Source organism: Trueperella pecoris (assembly GCF_014926385.1).
Lineage (GTDB): Bacteria > Actinomycetota > Actinomycetes > Actinomycetales > Actinomycetaceae > Trueperella > Trueperella pecoris.
Map to the genome: position 1 here is coordinate 1,422,834 of NZ_CP053291.1, position 18,017 is coordinate 1,440,850.

7 protein-coding genes, 5 rRNA genes and 1 pseudogene are annotated in these 18,017 nt (G+C 58.0%); 2 read left to right on the forward strand and 11 right to left on the reverse strand.

What is annotated here, in order from left to right; translation table 11 throughout:
• Positions 1–10: 10 nt before the first annotated feature.
• From ilvN to HLG82_RS06775, 9 genes are all read right to left on the reverse strand, one after another.
• Positions 11–544 (reverse strand): acetolactate synthase small subunit, encoded by a 534-nt coding sequence (gene ilvN / locus HLG82_RS06735; protein WP_216858974.1) that lies wholly within the window; start codon positions 542–544, stop codon positions 11–13.
• Positions 544–2,337 carry an acetolactate synthase large subunit gene (locus tag HLG82_RS06740; RefSeq protein WP_197551765.1) on the reverse strand — a complete coding sequence of 598 codons (1,794 nt, stop codon included), beginning with the start codon at positions 2,335–2,337 and terminating at the stop codon, positions 544–546. The genes ilvN and HLG82_RS06740 overlap by 1 nt, the downstream gene beginning before the upstream one ends.
• 337 nt (positions 2,338–2,674) lie before the next feature.
• Positions 2,675–4,279, reverse strand: coding sequence for an aspartate:alanine exchanger family transporter (locus HLG82_RS06745; RefSeq protein ID WP_193326110.1), 1,605 nt, complete (start codon positions 4,277–4,279; stop codon positions 2,675–2,677).
• A 152-nt stretch (positions 4,280–4,431) separates the two neighbouring features.
• On the reverse strand, positions 4,432–6,219 hold the full coding sequence (gene ilvD / locus HLG82_RS06750; RefSeq protein ID WP_439654678.1) for a dihydroxy-acid dehydratase: 1,788 nt from the start codon (positions 6,217–6,219) through the stop codon (positions 4,432–4,434).
• Positions 6,220–6,404: 185 nt separating this feature from the next.
• Entirely contained in the window at positions 6,405–7,178 is a 774-nt protein-coding gene (locus HLG82_RS06755) for a class I SAM-dependent methyltransferase (protein ID WP_193326112.1), read from the reverse strand.
• 21 nt (positions 7,179–7,199) lie between these two features.
• Positions 7,200–7,553: a hypothetical protein gene (locus HLG82_RS06760; protein WP_193326113.1), complete on the reverse strand. Its 354-nt coding sequence runs from the start codon at positions 7,551–7,553 to the stop codon at positions 7,200–7,202.
• 66 nt (positions 7,554–7,619) lie between these two features.
• A 5S ribosomal RNA gene (gene rrf / locus HLG82_RS06765) occupies positions 7,620–7,736 on the reverse strand.
• Positions 7,737–7,838: 102 nt separating this feature from the next.
• Positions 7,839–10,925: ribosomal RNA gene (locus HLG82_RS06770) — 23S ribosomal RNA — on the reverse strand.
• 211 nt (positions 10,926–11,136) lie between these two features.
• A 16S ribosomal RNA gene (locus HLG82_RS06775) occupies positions 11,137–12,661 on the reverse strand.
• A 631-nt stretch (positions 12,662–13,292) separates the two neighbouring features.
• Between HLG82_RS06775 and HLG82_RS10510 the strand changes: the two genes are divergently transcribed.
• A complete protein-coding gene (locus HLG82_RS10510; protein WP_255313843.1) occupies positions 13,293–13,418 on the forward strand; it encodes a hypothetical protein in 126 nt (41 codons plus the stop codon).
• A gap of 166 nt (positions 13,419–13,584) precedes the next feature.
• A pseudogene (locus HLG82_RS10515) lies at positions 13,585–14,400 on the forward strand (pyridoxal-phosphate dependent enzyme).
• Between the two features lie 155 nt (positions 14,401–14,555).
• Here HLG82_RS10515 and rrf (HLG82_RS06790) read toward each other — a convergent pair.
• Positions 14,556–14,672 (reverse strand): 5S ribosomal RNA (rrf, locus tag HLG82_RS06790).
• Positions 14,673–14,774: 102 nt separating this feature from the next.
• Positions 14,775–17,861: ribosomal RNA gene (locus tag HLG82_RS06795) — 23S ribosomal RNA — on the reverse strand.
• The 16S, 23S and 5S rRNA genes sit together here, the layout of an rRNA operon.
• Positions 17,862–18,017 lie beyond the last annotated feature (156 nt).

An 18,017-nucleotide genomic window follows, 5' to 3' on the forward strand; every position in this document is an offset into this window, starting at 1 on the left:
TGCTTGGCATTTATGCTCCGCGCAACTGCTTGCGCTCGGCCTGGACAGCTTCGGTCATCGACCGCGATCCGCGCGAGATAGCCACGGCACCGGATTGGACGATCTCCTTGACACCATACGGCTCGAGCGCGGACAACAGCGCCTTGATCTTGGCATCCGAGCCGGTGGCCTCGATGGTGACGGCATCCGGGACGACGTCGACAATATGGGCCCGGAACAGCTCGACAACCTGGATGACGCTCGTGCGCGAGGCATCGTCGGCCTTGACCTTGACCAGGATCAGCTCACGCTGAACCACGTTCTCCGGCTCGAGCTCACTGATCTTAATGACATTGACCAGCTTGTTGAGCTGGCGGGTCAGCTGCTCGAAGGAGGACTCGGCGGTGTCGATCACCAACGTGATGCGCGAAAGCTCCGGGTCGTCCGTCGGGCCAACCGCCAGCGAATGAATATTAAACGCGCGGCGTGCGAAGAGACCCGAGACGCGGGCCAAGACGCCCGGCTTGTTCTCAACGAGAACCGACAAAGTGCGACGGTGGCTGATCATGCTTGTTCCTCTTCGTGCTTCGGGCGCAAATCGCGCGCATACAAAATGTCATCGTTGGAAACCCCGGACGGCACCATGGGCCACACCATCGAATCCGGTGAGACGACGAACTCAACGACGACCGGGCGGTCATTAATCGACATCGCCTCCTCGATCGCCTTGTCCACATCCTCCGGGCGCTCGACGCGGATGCCGTGGCAGTCGTAGGCGTCGGCCAGTTTGACGAAATCCGGGATGCGCCGGGTACCGTGGCCGGTGTTGAGGTCGGTGTGGGAGAAACGCCCGTTGTAGAAGAGGTTCTGCCACTGCCGCACCATTCCCAGCGAGGAGTTGTTGATGAGCGCGACCTTGATCGGGATGTCGTTCAGGCGGCAGGTGGCCAGCTCCTGATTCGTCATCTGGAATGAGCCGTCGCCGTCGATGCACCACACGGTCTTGTCCGGGTTACCCACCTGGGCGCCCATCGCCGAAGGAACTCCGAATCCCATCGTGCCGGCGCCACACGAGGTGACCAGCTGCCCGGGGAATTTCCATTGGATGAACTGCTGGGACCACATCTGGTGCTGGCCCACACCCGTGGTGAAGATCGAATCGGGGGCAAGTGCGCCGAGGCGAGAGATGACGTATTGGGGGCTCATCAGCCCATCGTCAGTGTCCTCGTAACCGACGGGGTAGGTTTGGCGCAGTTTGTTCAGATAGGTCCACCACTGCGTCAAGTCCGCGGCCCCGTACTGGTCGTAGGTATCTTCCATCTCCTCCGCGAGCGCGATGATGGTCTCCCGCAGGTCGCCCAGGATGGCGACGTCGACCGCACGGTTCTTGCCGATCTCCGCCGGATCGATATCGGCCTGGATGACCTTCGCGTTCGGTGCGAACTCGTCAAGCTTGCCTGTCACCCGATCATCAAAACGTGCCCCCAGCGTGATGAGGAGATCGGACTTTTGCAGGCCGGCCACCGCCGGAACCGTGCCGTGCATGCCGGGCATACCGAGATGGTGCGGGTCGGCGTCGGGGAAGGAGCCGCGGGCATTGAGCGTGGTCACCACCGGGATACCGGTCAGCTCCACGAGTTCCTTAAGCTCCTGATGGGCGCGCGAACGGATGAGGCCGCCGCCCACATAGAAGACGGGCTTCTTTGCGCCCGCGATGAGCCGCGCGGCTTCGCGCACCTGACGCAGGTTGGGCTTGGTTTGCGGGCTATAGCCGGGCATGTCCATCTGTGGGGGCCAGACGAATTCGCACTCTTCGATCTGGGCAGACTTGGTCACGTCGATCAGCACCGGGCCTGGCCGCCCCGAGGAGGCGAGGTAGAAGGCCTCCGCCATACGCGCCGGGATGTCATTGGCATCCGTGATCAGGAAGGAGTGCTTGACCAGTGGCATGGTGGCGCCGATGATGTCAGCTTCCTGGAAGGCGTCCGTGCCGATGAGGGACGCGCCGACCTGCCCGGTGATCGCCACCAGTGGGACGGAGTCAAGATTCGCGTCAAGCAGCGCTGTCACGAGGTTCGATGCGCCCGGCCCGGAGGTGGCCATGCATACGCCGACCTCGCCCGTCGATACCGCAAGCCCTTCCGCAGCGTGGCCAGCGCCCTGCTCGTGACGCACCAGAATGTGGCGAATCGACGACTCGAAAATCGCATCGTAGAGCGGAAGCGCTGCGCCTCCGGGCAGGCCGAAAATGTTCTTCACGCCGAGCTCTTCGAGAGAGCGAATGACAGCACGGGCTCCCGTGGTTGTCTCGCGGATAGTGTCCGCCCGATCGTTGACCTGGTGCGGGGTGGGCGCCATAGCCATAGTTCCTCCTTGAGAATCTGCCGACGATCATTCAGGCATTAAAAAACCCCTCGGGTTTCGAGGGGCGCACCGCAGGTCAGCTTCTACCTGCTGGTGCGCTGACTTACTACGAGAATAATCGACATGCCTCAAGAATAACCGGATGGGAAGTTGCCACAAAATCAAAAAGCCGGCATCTCACATCGTGGATTACGGTCTTGGAAGGCGAGTTTCGTCGACGACGCCGTCGGTACTCCCCTCTCTCGGATACATATCAAGGCCAGGTGCAGGGCAGATGCACGTGTGGGCCCGAAACCTCCAAGGCTTCGGGCCCACACGGCGTCGTCAATCCTTAGGGCATCGAACCGAGAATCGTCGCAACGAGGATCTTGCCGATCATGGCCGCCGGGTAGACCAGCGCGTAGCCCAGGGCCACGCGAGGATCGGAACTCGTGCGGGTGTTGGCGAAGGCCAGGACGGCGGGCTGGGTCTGCGCGCCGGCAAGCATGCCGGACAGCTGTGTGCCGCCGATCTTGAACACCGAACGCATCGTGACATACAAGCCTGCCGCGAGTGCCGAAGTGATCACGAAGCCAAGAACGAGGATCTGGATCCACGCACCCGAGGAGAACGCCACGAGAATCTGACGACCGGCGTTCGTGCCGGCCTGCGCGAGGAAGAGTAGCAGGCCGATCTCCGCAAGGACCGCACACGTCGTATTCGGAAGAGCGGTCACTTGCTTGCCGATGCGGCCCAGGCGGCCTAGGACGAGACCGACGATGAGCGCGCCAGCAGCCGCGCCGATCGCGAAGGTCGAACCGCCCGGAAGTGGGATACGGATCGCACCAATGGCCATGCCGAGGGCGACGCCAAGGCCGAGGGTGACGGGGTTGATGTCCGTCAGGCCCTTCGACGAATCGCCAAAGTACTTCGAGATAGCCTTCATGTTCGACGTCGGGGCGATCACGCGCACGCGGTCACCCATTTCAAGCATGAAGCCTGGGATTGCCAGCATGTCGTTGTCTCCGCGGCGAACGCGGGAAACGGTGGCACCAAACTTGGCAGACAGCTCCTCATCGAGGGCCGCGATCGTCCTGCCGGCGATCTTCGGATCCGAGACGGTGATGCGACGGAAATCGAGGTAACGACGATCCGCACGCAACGAATGCGAGGAACGGTGGCCCACCAGCTCCTCGAGCTGCTGGAGTTCGGCGACACTACCCACGACCGTGAGCAGGTCGTCCTTTTCGACGATATCGTTGCGCGTCGGGATCCAGATCGGGCCCGTCTCGCCGCGGCGCATACGCGAAATTTCCACCGGCTTCTTCAGCAGGCCAATCAGCTCGCCCAAGCGCGGCCTGTCGTCGCGGTCAACGCGCAGGTTCATGTGGGTGACGGGCTCGGGCTTGTCAGTGTCCTCGCTGGCCTTGCGCAGTGCTGCGGCCGCAGCAATCATCATGCCAATCACGCCGAAGAGGTAAGCGATCGAGTAGCCAACCGTAGCAGCCGCCGGGTCCCCAGCTGCCTCACCGGCCGCCGACAGCGCCGGGGTGTTCGTCACGGCACCCGCGAAGGTACCGGCGATCAGGGCGATATCCATGCCGAAAACAAACTTGCCCACGCCGTAGGCAATTGCCGCCACGAGCAGGTAGAGAAGCATGAGCGTGCCCATCGGCCCCACGGCCTTCTTCACATTCTCAAAGAACGACGGGCCGGAGTTGTTACCTATCGCGAAGGCGAAGAGTGCAAGGCCCATGTGACCGATCTCGTGAGGAACAACCACCTCGATCCCCATCGAGGTGCCCCACGCGGAAATCGCGATAGCGACAAAAAGAACCGCAGCCGCACCCAGCGATACTCCCTTGACCTTCACATGCCCAAAAAGCATGCCGAGGCCGACGAGGAAGAATACGAGGAGAACGGTCTGCGAGGAAAGAAACTGGAAAACAGCAGTCATGTCCATCCTTACATGTGACGTCTGAACTGATCACTATTATTCCGGAAACCCCCGCGATACCAACGGCCCTAGGGCCCCATTTGCTCCAGCGTGAGCAAGACAACGAAGAAAATTCCCGCCGTCCCCTCACGAGAGCACGGCAAGGACAGGCCCTAGTTCACCTTTCGCGCCGCGCCAGTCGAGGCCGAGGTCGCCATCGACGCATACGCCTGCAACGCTTTCGATACCTTCCGGTCACGATTCGCGGTCCACGGAGCCTCCCCCTTGGCCGCGCGTCGCCGTGCGATCTCCTCGTCCGGAACGTCGAGCTTGAGTAGCCGACTGGGGACGTCGATGATAATGCGGTCGTATTCCTCGATCAGACCGATCGTCCCGCCCGAGGCAGCCTCCGGCGATATGTGCCCAATCGACAGGCCCGACGTTCCGCCCGAGAACCGCCCGTCGGTGATCAGCGCACACGTCTTGCCCAGGCCCAGCCCCTTGAGAAAGGACGTCGGATACAACATTTCCTGCATGCCCGGACCGCCCTTGGGGCCCTCGTAGCGGATTACGACGACGTCGCCCTCCTTCACCTGCTTGGACAAGATCAGCTCAATCGCGGCGTCCTGCGATTCGACCACCCTCGCTGGCCCCTCGAAGTGGAAAAGCGATTCGTCGATACCGGCCGTCTTAATGACGGCCCCGTCCTCGGCCAGATTGCCATACAGCACGCACAGGCCGCCGTCGGCCGTGTAGGCGTGCTCAACGTCCCGAATGCAGCCAGCCGCCGCATCGTCGTCGATCGATTCGTAGCGCTTATCCTGCGAAAATGCCTGCGTCGTGCGAACCCCGCCCGGCGCAACCGTGTAAAGATCGCGGGCGGCCGCGCTGGCCCTTCCCCCGCGCACGTCCCAATCAGCGAGCCAGTCATCAAGGCAATCGGCGTGAATGGCGTGAACCGACCGCTCAAGCAGACCGGCCCGATCCAACTCGCCCAAGATTGCCGGAATGCCGCCGGCACGATGGAAGTCCTCCATGTGGAACTTCTGCGAATTCGGCGCCACCTTCGCCAAGCACGGAGTCCGGCGCGAGAGCGCATCGATGTCCGAAATCGTAAAATCGACCTCGCCCTCCTGCGCCGCCGCGAGAATGTGCAACACCGTGTTCGTCGATCCGCCCATCGCGATGTCCATCGTCATGGCGTTACGGAACGCCGCCGGGGTGGCGATGTTGCGAGGAAGAACCGACTCGTCGCCGTCGTCGTAGTAGCGCTTGCACAGCTCGACGATGAGCTCGCCCGCCCGCTCAAAAAGGTCCTTGCGGCGCGCCGCCGTCGCCAACGTCGAGCCATTACCAGGCAAGGACAGCCCGAGCGCCTCCGTCAAGCAGTTCATCGAGTTGGCCGTGAACATCCCCGAGCACGACCCGCACGTGGGGCACGCGTTCTCCTCGATCGCCAGGAGCTGGGCATCCGTGATCGACTCATTCGCCGACTGTGCCATCGCATCAACCAGATCAATGTTGTGGTCGACCACGCCCTCCACAGCCTTGCCCGACTCCATCGGCCCGCCTGACACAAACACCACCGGGATGTTGAGCCGCAGCGCCGCCATCAGCATGCCAGGGGTGATCTTGTCACAATTGGAGATGCACACCAGCGCGTCAGCCCTATGGGCGTTCACCATGTATTCCACCGAATCGGCGATGATCTCACGGCTAGGCAGCGAGTAGAGCATGCCCTCGTGCCCCATCGCAATACCGTCGTCGACGGCGATCGTGTTGAACTCCTTGCCGACGCCACCCGCTGCTTCGATCGCCTTGATCACCAGCTGGCCCATGTCCTTCAAGTGCACGTGACCGGGAACAAACTGGGTAAAGGAATTGGCCACCGCAATGATCGGCTTGCCGAAATCCTGCGCGCTCATTCCCGTGGCGCGCCACAGCGCACGCGCACCTGCCATATTGCGTCCCTGAGTCGACGTCGCTGACCGAAGCTGAGGCATGATCATCCTTTTCCTAGAATTTACTCACGCCATTCTAGCCAGCCCCCGCCCACGACGCCGTGTCAGCCCGTACGCTGACCACCTCCACAAGTCTCACCCAAGCAACGACGCACCCAACGGCACCCGCACTTCACACCAGGGGCTCAACTCAGCCGCGCACTCCACACGTGTAGCTGGTACGGAAGCCCGACGACGGCGTCGTCCCGCCACCCCAGATACTCATACATGTACCAATCGAGATTCTTCCGCATGCGAGCCCGGCCGGAGGCATCCGAGCCGATCCATGACGATCGCGTTGTTCCCAACTGGGCAATCTGTTCCGGGAGGAGCGGATCGAGCCAGACCGATATCGACAGCTCGGGCGGCGAAAACGGGCGCTCCATGTGGCCGTGATGGCCCGGTACCCGCAAGTCTGGCACGCGATCTGCTCGATGCACGTCACCCGAACGCATGATGCGGCTGAGGCGGTGCACCCAGGGCTGGCGGACGTCAAGCTGATTGAAAAGAATGGCGATGACTCCACCGGGTTTAAGCACGCGAGCCGCCTCACTCGCGGCTAGCCTCTCATCGACCCAATGCCAGCACTGACCGTAGGTGAGGACGTCGACGGAGGCGTCGGCGAATGGCAGACGCTCGGCGGAGGCGTCCAGAAGACGCTCGGCGGGGAAATCTGGCAGTGCGGCGCGGAAGCCGGAACGCATATCGGCCGACGGCTCGACGGCCCAGACCTCCCCGGCCAGCGCAGCGAGCGTGGCCGTAAGCTTGCCGGTGCCAGCCCCAACATCGACGACGACGTGGTGCGGCTCAATACCGAGGCTCGAAAGGGCTGACGCCGAGTATCCAGGGCGGAGGTCGACGTAGGTGGGCACCGATTCGCCAGCGTTCGCGAAGGGATTAGGAGAATGTGGATGAGACATGAGAATGCGTGCCGCCGAGTTTCAGAAAAAGACGAGCTGGTCGAGGGCTGGGAGCTCCACGGTCGAGTCACCCATGGGCGCGACCTCAAGGTAAGACAGCTGATAGTCGTTGACAAAAAGCATGATCATAGCGTCATGAGAAACGGTACCAGCCTCGATGATCTCCATGGATGCGAACGAGGCGTCCTGACGCTGGGCCGAGAGCTGGATCGACGGACAGGTTCCGCAGCCGCACTCGCTATGGACCCGGGTGGACGGGATCTGTGCAATGAGGTCCTGACGCGTAGCCTCGGTCAACATCGAATCGTCGCTTGCCTGGCCGTGCTTGAGGAGAGCCTCAAGGAGTTCGGCCTCGTGGGATGTTAAGGAACGCATAAGCAAATGTTACCAGGGTGTGTTTTGAGCCCTGACTGTTGGGTCAGGGCTCAAAAAGGGTTTGGTTGACGGCGGTGTCCTACTCTCCCACACCCTCGCGAGTGCAGTACCATCGGCGCTGGTGGGCTTAGCTTCCGGGTTCGGAATGGGACCGGGCGTTTCCCCACCGCTATGGCCACCGTCAAAACATTTGGGGACCAATTTTTATTCAATTTGTCTCTGCCACCAAGGGATGGGGTGGTGGTCCAGAATTGTATAGTGGATACGAAAATTTTTGTTGTCTGGTTTTTTAAGTGGTCGGCCCATTAGTACCAGTCAGCTCCACACTTTACAGTGCTTCCACGTCTGGCCTATCAACCCCATGGTCTATAGGGGACCTCTCAACACCCAAGGGTGTTCGGGAAACGTTATCTTGAAGCAGGCTTCCCGCTTAGATGCTTTCAGCGGTTATCCTTTCCGAACGTAGCCAACCAGCCATGCACCTGGCGGTACAACTGGCACACCAGAGGTTCGTCCGTCCCGGTCCTCTCGTACTAGGGACAGCCCTTCTCACGTTTCCAACGCGCGCAGCGGATAGGGACCGAACTGTCTCACGACGTTCTGAACCCAGCTCGCGTACCGCTTTAATGGGCGAACAGCCCAACCCTTGGGACCTACTCCAGCCCCAGGATGCGACGAGCCGACATCGAGGTGCCAAACCATGCCGTCGATATGAACTCTTGGGCAGGATCAGCCTGTTATCCCCGGGGTACCTTTTATCCGTTGAGCGACGGCGCTTCCACAAGCCACCGCCGGATCACTAGTTCCTACTTTCGTACCTGCTCGACTTGTCAGTCTCGCAGTCAAGCTCCCTTGTGCACTTACACTCGACACCTGATTACCAACCAGGCTGAGGGAACCTTTGAGCGCCTCCGTTACATTTTAGGAGGCAACCGCCCCAGTTAAACTACCCACCAGGCACTGTCCCTGAACCAGATCATGGTCCGAGGTTAGACATCCAGCACGATCAGAGTGGTATTTCAACAATGACTCCACCATAACTAGCGTCACGGCTTCACAGTCTCCCACCTATCCTACACAAACCGTACCAAACACCAATACCAAGCTATAGTAAAGGTCCCGGGGTCTTTCCGTCCTGCTGCGCGTAACGAGCATCTTTACTCGTAATGCAATTTCACCGAGTTCGCGGTTGAGACAGTGGAGAAGTCGTTACGCCATTCGTGCAGGTCGGAACTTACCCGACAAGGAATTTCGCTACCTTAGGATGGTTATAGTTACCACCGCCGTTTACTGGGGCTTAAATTCTCAGCTTCGCCACACAAGGTGGCTAACCGATCCTCTTAACCTTCCAGCACCGGGCAGGCGTCAGTCCGTATACATCCACTTACGTGTTCGCACGGACCTGTGTTTTTGATAAACAGTCGCTTCTCCCTGGTTTCTGCGGCCATCACCCCTAGCACGCAAGGTGCTTCAAGGATCAGGCCCCCCTTCTCCCGAAGTTACGGGGGCATTTTGCCGAGTTCCTTAACCACGATTCACTCGAACTCCTTAGTATACTCTACTCGACTACCTGTGTCGGTTTAGGGTACGGGCGGCTTGGACCTCACGTCGAGGCTTTTCTCGGCAGCACAGGATCACTCTACTTCGACCACACGGTCTCATCATCCAGCCTCACTCACCATGTTCCCCGGATTTACCTAAGGAACGAGCTGCGCTGTTAAACGTGGCAAGCCATTAGCCACGCGGAAGCTACCACTCTGCGTCACCCCTGTTAACACGCTTGCCTACCACAAGATCAGGTCCCACGCTCACTTACCATCAACCCCCGAAAGGGTACAACAGCAAGCAAGGATGGTTAGTATCCCCCGCTTCAGCATGGACGGTCCTTCGCCGGTACCAGAATAACAACTGGTTGCCCATCGACTACGCCTGTCGGCCTCGCCTTAGGACCCGACTAACCCAGGGCGGAAGAACCTGGCCCTGGAACCCTTAGTCATTCGGAGGACGGGATTCTCACCCGTCATTCGCTACTCATGCCTGCATTCTCACTCGCACCCAATCCACCACACGGTCACCCGGCAGCTTCATCTCGAGCACGACGCTCCCCTACCCAACAAAAACTTGTTGCCACGGTTTCGGCGGTGTACTTAGCCCCGCTACATTGTCGGCGCGGAATCACTTGACCAGTGAGCTATTACGCACTCTTTCAAGGATGGCTGCTTCTAAGCCAACCTCCTGGTTGTCACAGCAACTCCACATCCTTTCCCACTTAGCACACCCTTAGGGGCCTTAACCGATGATCTGGGCTGTTTCCCTCTCGACTACGGAGCTTATCCCCCGCAGTCTCACTGCCACGCTCAACTTAAACCAGCATTCGGAGTTTGGCTGATCTCAGTACCCGGTATAAGGGCCATCGACCATCCAGTCGCTCTACCACCAGCAAGCACACGCAACGCTGCACCTAAATGCATTTCGGGGAGAACCAGCTATCACGAAGTTTGATTGGCCTTTCACCCCTAACCACAGGTCATCCCCTCCATTTTCAACTGAAGTGGGTTCGGGCCTCCACACGCTCTTACACGTGCTTCACCCTGCCCATGGCTAGATCACTTCGCTTCGGGTCTAGAACATGCAACTCAAACCGCCCTATTCAGACTCGCTTTCGCTACGGCTACCCCACACGGGTTAACCTCGCCACACATCCTAACTCGCAGGCTCATTCTTCAAAAGGCACGCCATCACCCCCACCAAAAAGGGCTCTGACGGATTGTAAGCGTCCGGTTTCAGGTACTATTTCACTCCCCTCCCGGGGTACTTTTCACCATTCCCTCACGGTACTCATTCACTATCGGTCACACGAAGTATTTAGGTTTACACAGTGGTCTGTGCAGATTCACACGAGATTTCACGAGCCCCGTGCTACTCGGGAACACCACAAAGAAGAGCAACAGATTTCAACTACCCGACTATCACGGTCTACGGTCCAGCTTCCCAACTGATTCACCTATCTGCCACCTTTATCACTCCTCGACCCCCCGTCGGAGGGAATCACTGCAGGCCCCACAACCCCGAATATGCAACGCCCGACGGCTATCACACACACCCGGTTTAACCTCATCCGCTTTCGCTCGCCACTACTCACAGAATATCTCTTCCTACGGGTACTAAGATGTTTCACTTCCCCGCGTTACCCCCAATCACCCTATACATTCAGATGACGGTACCCAGAAACAACTCCAGGCAGGTTCCCCCATTCGGACACCCTCGGATCACAGCTCGTATGCCAACTCCCCGAGGCTTATCGCAGGCTACAACGTCCTTCATCGGCTCCGTGTACCAAGGCATCCACCGAACGCCCTAAAACACTTACAAAAACCAAAAGATGCTCGCATCCACTATACAATTCTCAACCACCACACCAACACCACACACAAACCCACACAAGCAGGCCCACGCACAGGCAGCACAGGTGTTACCCCACACCCCAACAGCATGCCAGCTCCCCACATTGCACACCACTAAAAACCCCAACAAAAAACGACAACCACCAACAAACAGTGACCATCACACCAGGGCTCCCTAGAAAGGAGGTGATCCAGCCGCACCTTCCGGTACGGCTACCTTGTTACGACTTCGTCCCAATCGCCAGTCCCACCTTCGACCGCTCCCCCCAAAAAGGTTAGGCCACGGGCTTCGGGTGTTACCAACTTTCGTGACGTGACGGGCGGTGTGTACAAGGCCCGAGAACGTATTCACCGCAGCGTTGCTGATCTGCGATTACTAGCGACTCCGACTTCATGGGGTCGAGTTGCAGACCCCAATCCGAACTGAGACCAGCTTTAAGGGATTAGCTCACCCTTGCAGGCTCGCAACCCTCTGTACCGGCCATTGTAGCATGCGTGAAGCCCAAGACATAAGGGGCATGATGATTTGACGTCATCCCCACCTTCCTCCGAGTTAACCCCGGCAGTCTCCCGTGAGTCCCCACCCAAAGTGCTGGCAACACAGGACAAGGGTTGCGCTCGTTGCGGGACTTAACCCAACATCTCACGACACGAGCTGACGACAACCATGCACCACCTGTACACCACCCCGAAGGCTGCACCATCTCTGGCACATCGCAGTGTATGTCAAGCCTTGGTAAGGTTCTTCGCGTTGCATCGAATTAATCCGCATGCTCCGCCGCTTGTGCGGGCCCCCGTCAATTCCTTTGAGTTTTAGCCTTGCGGCCGTACTCCCCAGGCGGGGCACTTAATGCGTTAGCTACGGCGCAGAACCCGTGGAAAAGGCCCCACACCTAGTGCCCAACGTTTACGGCGTGGACTACCAGGGTATCTAATCCTGTTCGCTACCCACGCTTTCGCTCCTCAGCGTCAGTGGTGGCCCAGTAACCTGCCTTCGCCATCGGTGTTCCTCCTGATATCTGCGCATTCCACCGCTACACCAGGAATTCCAATTACCCCTACCACACTCTAGTCTGCCCGTACCCACTGCAACCCCGAAGTTAAGCCCCGGACTTTCACAGCAGGCGCAACAAACCGCCTACGAGCTCTTTACGCCCAATAATTCCGGACAACGCTCGCGCCCTACGTATTACCGCGGCTGCTGGCACGTAGTTAGCCGGCGCTTCTTCTGCACATACCGTCACTCATCGCTTCTTCTGTACTGAAAGGAGTTTACAACCCGAAAGCCTTCATCCCCCACGCGGCGTCGCTGCATCAGACTTGCGTCCATTGTGCAATATTCCCCACTGCTGCCTCCCGTAGGAGTCTGGGCCGTATCTCAGTCCCAATGTGGCCGGTCACCCTCTCAGGCCGGCTACCCGTCGACGCCTTGGTAGGCCATCACCCCACCAACAAGCTGATAGGCCGTGAGCCCATCCCCATCCAAAAAATCTTTCCAACCCCCACCATGCGGCAGAAGCAGAATATCCGGTATTAGACCCAGTTTCCCAGGCTTATCCCAAAGACAAGGGCAGGTTACTCACGTATTACTCACCCGTTCGCCACTAATCCACCCAAGCAAAAGCAAAGGCTTCATCGTTCGACTTGCATGTGTTAAGCACGCCGCCAGCGTTCGTCCTGAGCCAGGATCAAACTCTCCACAAAAAACAAAACCAACCCCAACAAACAGGGCCAGCCCAATCCATATGAAAAGCAAGAAAAACAAGCTCAACAAAACCAGAAAACTGGCAAACAAAAACCACAACCAACCAAAAGGCCAGTCACAGCAAAAAACCAACCCCACCACAAAAAATGGAAGAGCCAGCAAAAAAATACAACATAAAAAGCTGACACACTATTGAGATATCAAACAACACACCCACACAAGAAAACCCAACAAAAAACCTTTGCCAGACCCCCTCAGGAGCAACCTCTCCAACCTAGTCCAACCAACCACCAAAGTCAAACTCCAGCAATCAGAACAACCAAACCAGAAAACCATCACCACAACCGTGCCTCACACGCCCCGGCGACAAGAAAAAACTTACACACCCACCACCCACACCGTCAAACCACCACACCATGCCACCCCTCACACACCCCACAAACCCCACCACACCAACAAAAAACCCACCCGTAACACAACCCACAACCACACAACTGGACTTTCGGCGTCGTCCAACGTAATGCATTTTTGCCACGAGCGACGGCCAAAATAGGGCCGTCTTGCCAAGCGACGACGCGCACCATCGCGCGCGAGCCAGCGCCAACGCAGGCATGAAACTACCATTGTGCTATGGACATCACACTCGTCGATCGGACGGTCGTCATTACACACCCGATGCACACCGCTGGCGCGGCGATGACGGTGAGCCACTACACCTGCGACCTTTGCCTGGACTTACCCGCTCCGACGTCGTGACAAATGACTTCTCCATTTGGCGGCACAGAAAGGCTCTTCCCTTTGCAGATTCACGCCTGAGCCTCGGCGAGGGGTGTACCGCGCCCATTGCTGTGGATGACGAGTTGCCCTTTCTCACCAAGGCAGAGTGGATGAATCCCACGTGTTCGTTTAAGGATCGCGGCGTATCCGCGATGGTGACGGCCCTAAAGCGCTTGAGGCACGACGGATCCTCGAGGACAGTTCTGGCGATGCCGGATCGTCGGTAGCTGCCTATGCGCGAGCGGCCGGCATCGAAGCGACCATCGTGGTACCATCTTCGACGTCGAGCCAGAAGGTCGAACAAATGGAGGACTTTGGCGCGAAGGTATGCCGCGTAGCCGGCACCCGCGACCACGTGGCAGACGAGTCCAGACGCATGGCGCAAGATATCCCCTATGCAAGCCACAATTAGAGTCCCTATTTTCTTCACGGGATAAAGACGCTGGGATACGAGATCTGGGAGAATCTAGGCAACACGATACCGGACAACATCGTCGCGGTTGCTGGCTCCGGCACGATCGCACTTGGCCTCGACTTAGCATTCACCGAGCTGACGGACTGCAGGGAGATAGCGGCACCGCCACGCATTTTTATCGGCCAGCCCCGAGGATGGGATCCCATCGTCGCCACCATCACCGGGTTGGGGTACACGCAGTCCCTACGCTCTATGCTTGCCAAGGGCGCCTCCATCGCCCAGCCTGTGCATCGCTTGGAGGTCGCAGACGCCGTCGTGAGGACGGGTGGCACTGGCGTCAGCATCAACGACGACATCGCGCAGTCGACTCGCTACCTTATTGGCCACGGGCTCTACGCTGAGCCCATGAGCGCGGTCGCACACGCTGCGTTCCGCAAGCTGGTCAGAACCGGCTCGATACATGCATCAGAGCAGACCGTCCTCATCCTGACACGAACCGCGCTCAAAGCCACGAGCGCTACTCGAACGACCCTACAGCGGCATTAAGCCCGACCACTAAGGTGACTGCTACTGAGGCAAGAGCTCACACCAGGCCGGGTTCGTCCTGTCGCCTCGACGTTAGAAGGGCCGAGTGTGCGCGTGGTGGTGCCTGAAATGTTTTGAGCCCTGACTGTTGGGTCAGGGCTCAAAAAGGGTTTGGTTGACGGCGGTGTCCTACTCTCCCACACCCTCGCGAGTGCAGTACCATCGGCGCTGGTGGGCTTAGCTTCCGGGTTCGGAATGGGACCGGGCGTTTCCCCACCGCTATGGCCACCGTCAAAACATTTGGGGACCAATTTTTATTCAATTTGTCTCTGCCACCAAGGGATGGGGTGGTGGTCCAGAATTGTATAGTGGATACGAAAATTTTTGTTGTCTGGTTTTTTAAGTGGTCGGCCCATTAGTACCAGTCAGCTCCACACTTTACAGTGCTTCCACGTCTGGCCTATCAACCCCATGGTCTATAGGGGACCTCTCAACACCCAAGGGTGTTCGGGAAACGTTATCTTGAAGCAGGCTTCCCGCTTAGATGCTTTCAGCGGTTATCCTTTCCGAACGTAGCCAACCAGCCATGCACCTGGCGGTACAACTGGCACACCAGAGGTTCGTCCGTCCCGGTCCTCTCGTACTAGGGACAGCCCTTCTCACGTTTCCAACGCGCGCAGCGGATAGGGACCGAACTGTCTCACGACGTTCTGAACCCAGCTCGCGTACCGCTTTAATGGGCGAACAGCCCAACCCTTGGGACCTACTCCAGCCCCAGGATGCGACGAGCCGACATCGAGGTGCCAAACCATGCCGTCGATATGAACTCTTGGGCAGGATCAGCCTGTTATCCCCGGGGTACCTTTTATCCGTTGAGCGACGGCGCTTCCACAAGCCACCGCCGGATCACTAGTTCCTACTTTCGTACCTGCTCGACTTGTCAGTCTCGCAGTCAAGCTCCCTTGTGCACTTACACTCGACACCTGATTACCAACCAGGCTGAGGGAACCTTTGAGCGCCTCCGTTACATTTTAGGAGGCAACCGCCCCAGTTAAACTACCCACCAGGCACTGTCCCTGAACCAGATCATGGTCCGAGGTTAGACATCCAGCACGATCAGAGTGGTATTTCAACAATGACTCCACCATAACTAGCGTCACGGCTTCACAGTCTCCCACCTATCCTACACAAACCGTACCAAACACCAATACCAAGCTATAGTAAAGGTCCCGGGGTCTTTCCGTCCTGCTGCGCGTAACGAGCATCTTTACTCGTAATGCAATTTCACCGAGTTCGCGGTTGAGACAGTGGAGAAGTCGTTACGCCATTCGTGCAGGTCGGAACTTACCCGACAAGGAATTTCGCTACCTTAGGATGGTTATAGTTACCACCGCCGTTTACTGGGGCTTAAATTCTCAGCTTCGCCACACAAGGTGGCTAACCGATCCTCTTAACCTTCCAGCACCGGGCAGGCGTCAGTCCGTATACATCCACTTACGTGTTCGCACGGACCTGTGTTTTTGATAAACAGTCGCTTCTCCCTGGTTTCTGCGGCCATCACCCCTAGCACGCAAGGTGCTTCAAGGATCAGGCCCCCCTTCTCCCGAAGTTACGGGGGCATTTTGCCGAGTTCCTTAACCACGATTCACTCGAACTCCTTAGTATACTCTACTCGACTACCTGTGTCGGTTTAGGGTACGGGCGGCTTGGACCTCACGTCGAGGCTTTTCTCGGCAGCACAGGATCACTCTACTTCGACCACACGGTCTCATCATCCAGCCTCACTCACCATGTTCCCCGGATTTACCTAAGGAACGAGCTGCGCTGTTAAACGTGGCAAGCCATTAGCCACGCGGAAGCTACCACTCTGCGTCACCCCTGTTAACACGCTTGCCTACCACAAGATCAGGTCCCACGCTCACTTACCATCAACCCCCGAAAGGGTACAACAGCAAGCAAGGATGGTTAGTATCCCCCGCTTCAGCATGGACGGTCCTTCGCCGGTACCAGAATAACAACTGGTTGCCCATCGACTACGCCTGTCGGCCTCGCCTTAGGACCCGACTAACCCAGGGCGGAAGAACCTGGCCCTGGAACCCTTAGTCATTCGGAGGACGGGATTCTCACCCGTCATTCGCTACTCATGCCTGCATTCTCACTCGCACCCAATCCACCACACGGTCACCCGGCAGCTTCATCTCGAGCACGACGCTCCCCTACCCAACAAAAACTTGTTGCCACGGTTTCGGCGGTGTACTTAGCCCCGCTACATTGTCGGCGCGGAATCACTTGACCAGTGAGCTATTACGCACTCTTTCAAGGATGGCTGCTTCTAAGCCAACCTCCTGGTTGTCACAGCAACTCCACATCCTTTCCCACTTAGCACACCCTTAGGGGCCTTAACCGATGATCTGGGCTGTTTCCCTCTCGACTACGGAGCTTATCCCCCGCAGTCTCACTGCCACGCTCAACTTAAACCAGCATTCGGAGTTTGGCTGATCTCAGTACCCGGTATAAGGGCCATCGACCATCCAGTCGCTCTACCACCAGCAAGCACACGCAACGCTGCACCTAAATGCATTTCGGGGAGAACCAGCTATCACGAAGTTTGATTGGCCTTTCACCCCTAACCACAGGTCATCCCCTCCATTTTCAACTGAAGTGGGTTCGGGCCTCCACACGCTCTTACACGTGCTTCACCCTGCCCATGGCTAGATCACTTCGCTTCGGGTCTAGAACATGCAACTCAAACCGCCCTATTCAGACTCGCTTTCGCTACGGCTACCCCACACGGGTTAACCTCGCCACACATCCTAACTCGCAGGCTCATTCTTCAAAAGGCACGCCATCACCCCCACCAAAAAGGGCTCTGACGGATTGTAAGCGTCCGGTTTCAGGTACTATTTCACTCCCCTCCCGGGGTACTTTTCACCATTCCCTCACGGTACTCATTCACTATCGGTCACACGAAGTATTTAGGTTTACACAGTGGTCTGTGCAGATTCACACGAGATTTCACGAGCCCCGTGCTACTCGGGAACACCACAAAGAAGAGCAACAGATTTCAACTACCCGACTATCACGGTCTACGGTCCAGCTTCCCAACTGATTCACCTATCTGCCACCTTTATCACTCCTCGACCCCCCGTCGGAGGGAATCACTGCAGGCCCCACAACCCCGAATATGCAACGCCCGACGGCTATCACACACACCCGGTTTAACCTCATCCGCTTTCGCTCGCCACTACTCACAGAATATCTCTTCCTACGGGTACTAAGATGTTTCACTTCCCCGCGTTACCCCCAATCACCCTATACATTCAGATGACGGTACCCAGAAACAACTCCAGGCAGGTTCCCCCATTCGGACACCCTCGGATCACAGCTCGTATGCCAACTCCCCGAGGCTTATCGCAGGCTACAACGTCCTTCATCGGCTCCGTGTACCAAGGCATCCACCGAACGCCCTAAAACACTTACAAAAACCAAAAGATGCTCGCATCCACTATACAATTCTCAACCACCACACCAACACCACACACAAACCCACACAAGCAGGCCCACGCACAGGCAGCACAGGTGTTACCCCACACCCCAACAGCATGCCAGCTCCCCACATTGCACACCACTAAAAACCC

Coding starts and splice junctions, on each gene's coding strand:
- HLG82_RS06740 (WP_197551765.1), bottom strand. CDS start 2,337: ATGGCGCCCACCCCGCACCAGGTCAACGATCGGGCGGACACTATCCGC.
- HLG82_RS06745 (WP_193326110.1), bottom strand. CDS start 4,279: ATGACTGCTGTTTTCCAGTTTCTTTCCTCGCAGACCGTTCTCCTCGTA.
- ilvD (WP_439654678.1), bottom strand. CDS start 6,219: ATGGCAGGTGCGCGTGCGCTGTGGCGCGCCACGGGAATGAGCGCGCAG.
- HLG82_RS06755 (WP_193326112.1), bottom strand. CDS start 7,178: ATGTCTCATCCACATTCTCCTAATCCCTTCGCGAACGCTGGCGAATCG.
- HLG82_RS06760 (WP_193326113.1), bottom strand. CDS start 7,553: ATGCGTTCCTTAACATCCCACGAGGCCGAACTCCTTGAGGCTCTCCTC.
- HLG82_RS10510 (WP_255313843.1), top strand. CDS start 13,293: ATGGACATCACACTCGTCGATCGGACGGTCGTCATTACACACCCGATG.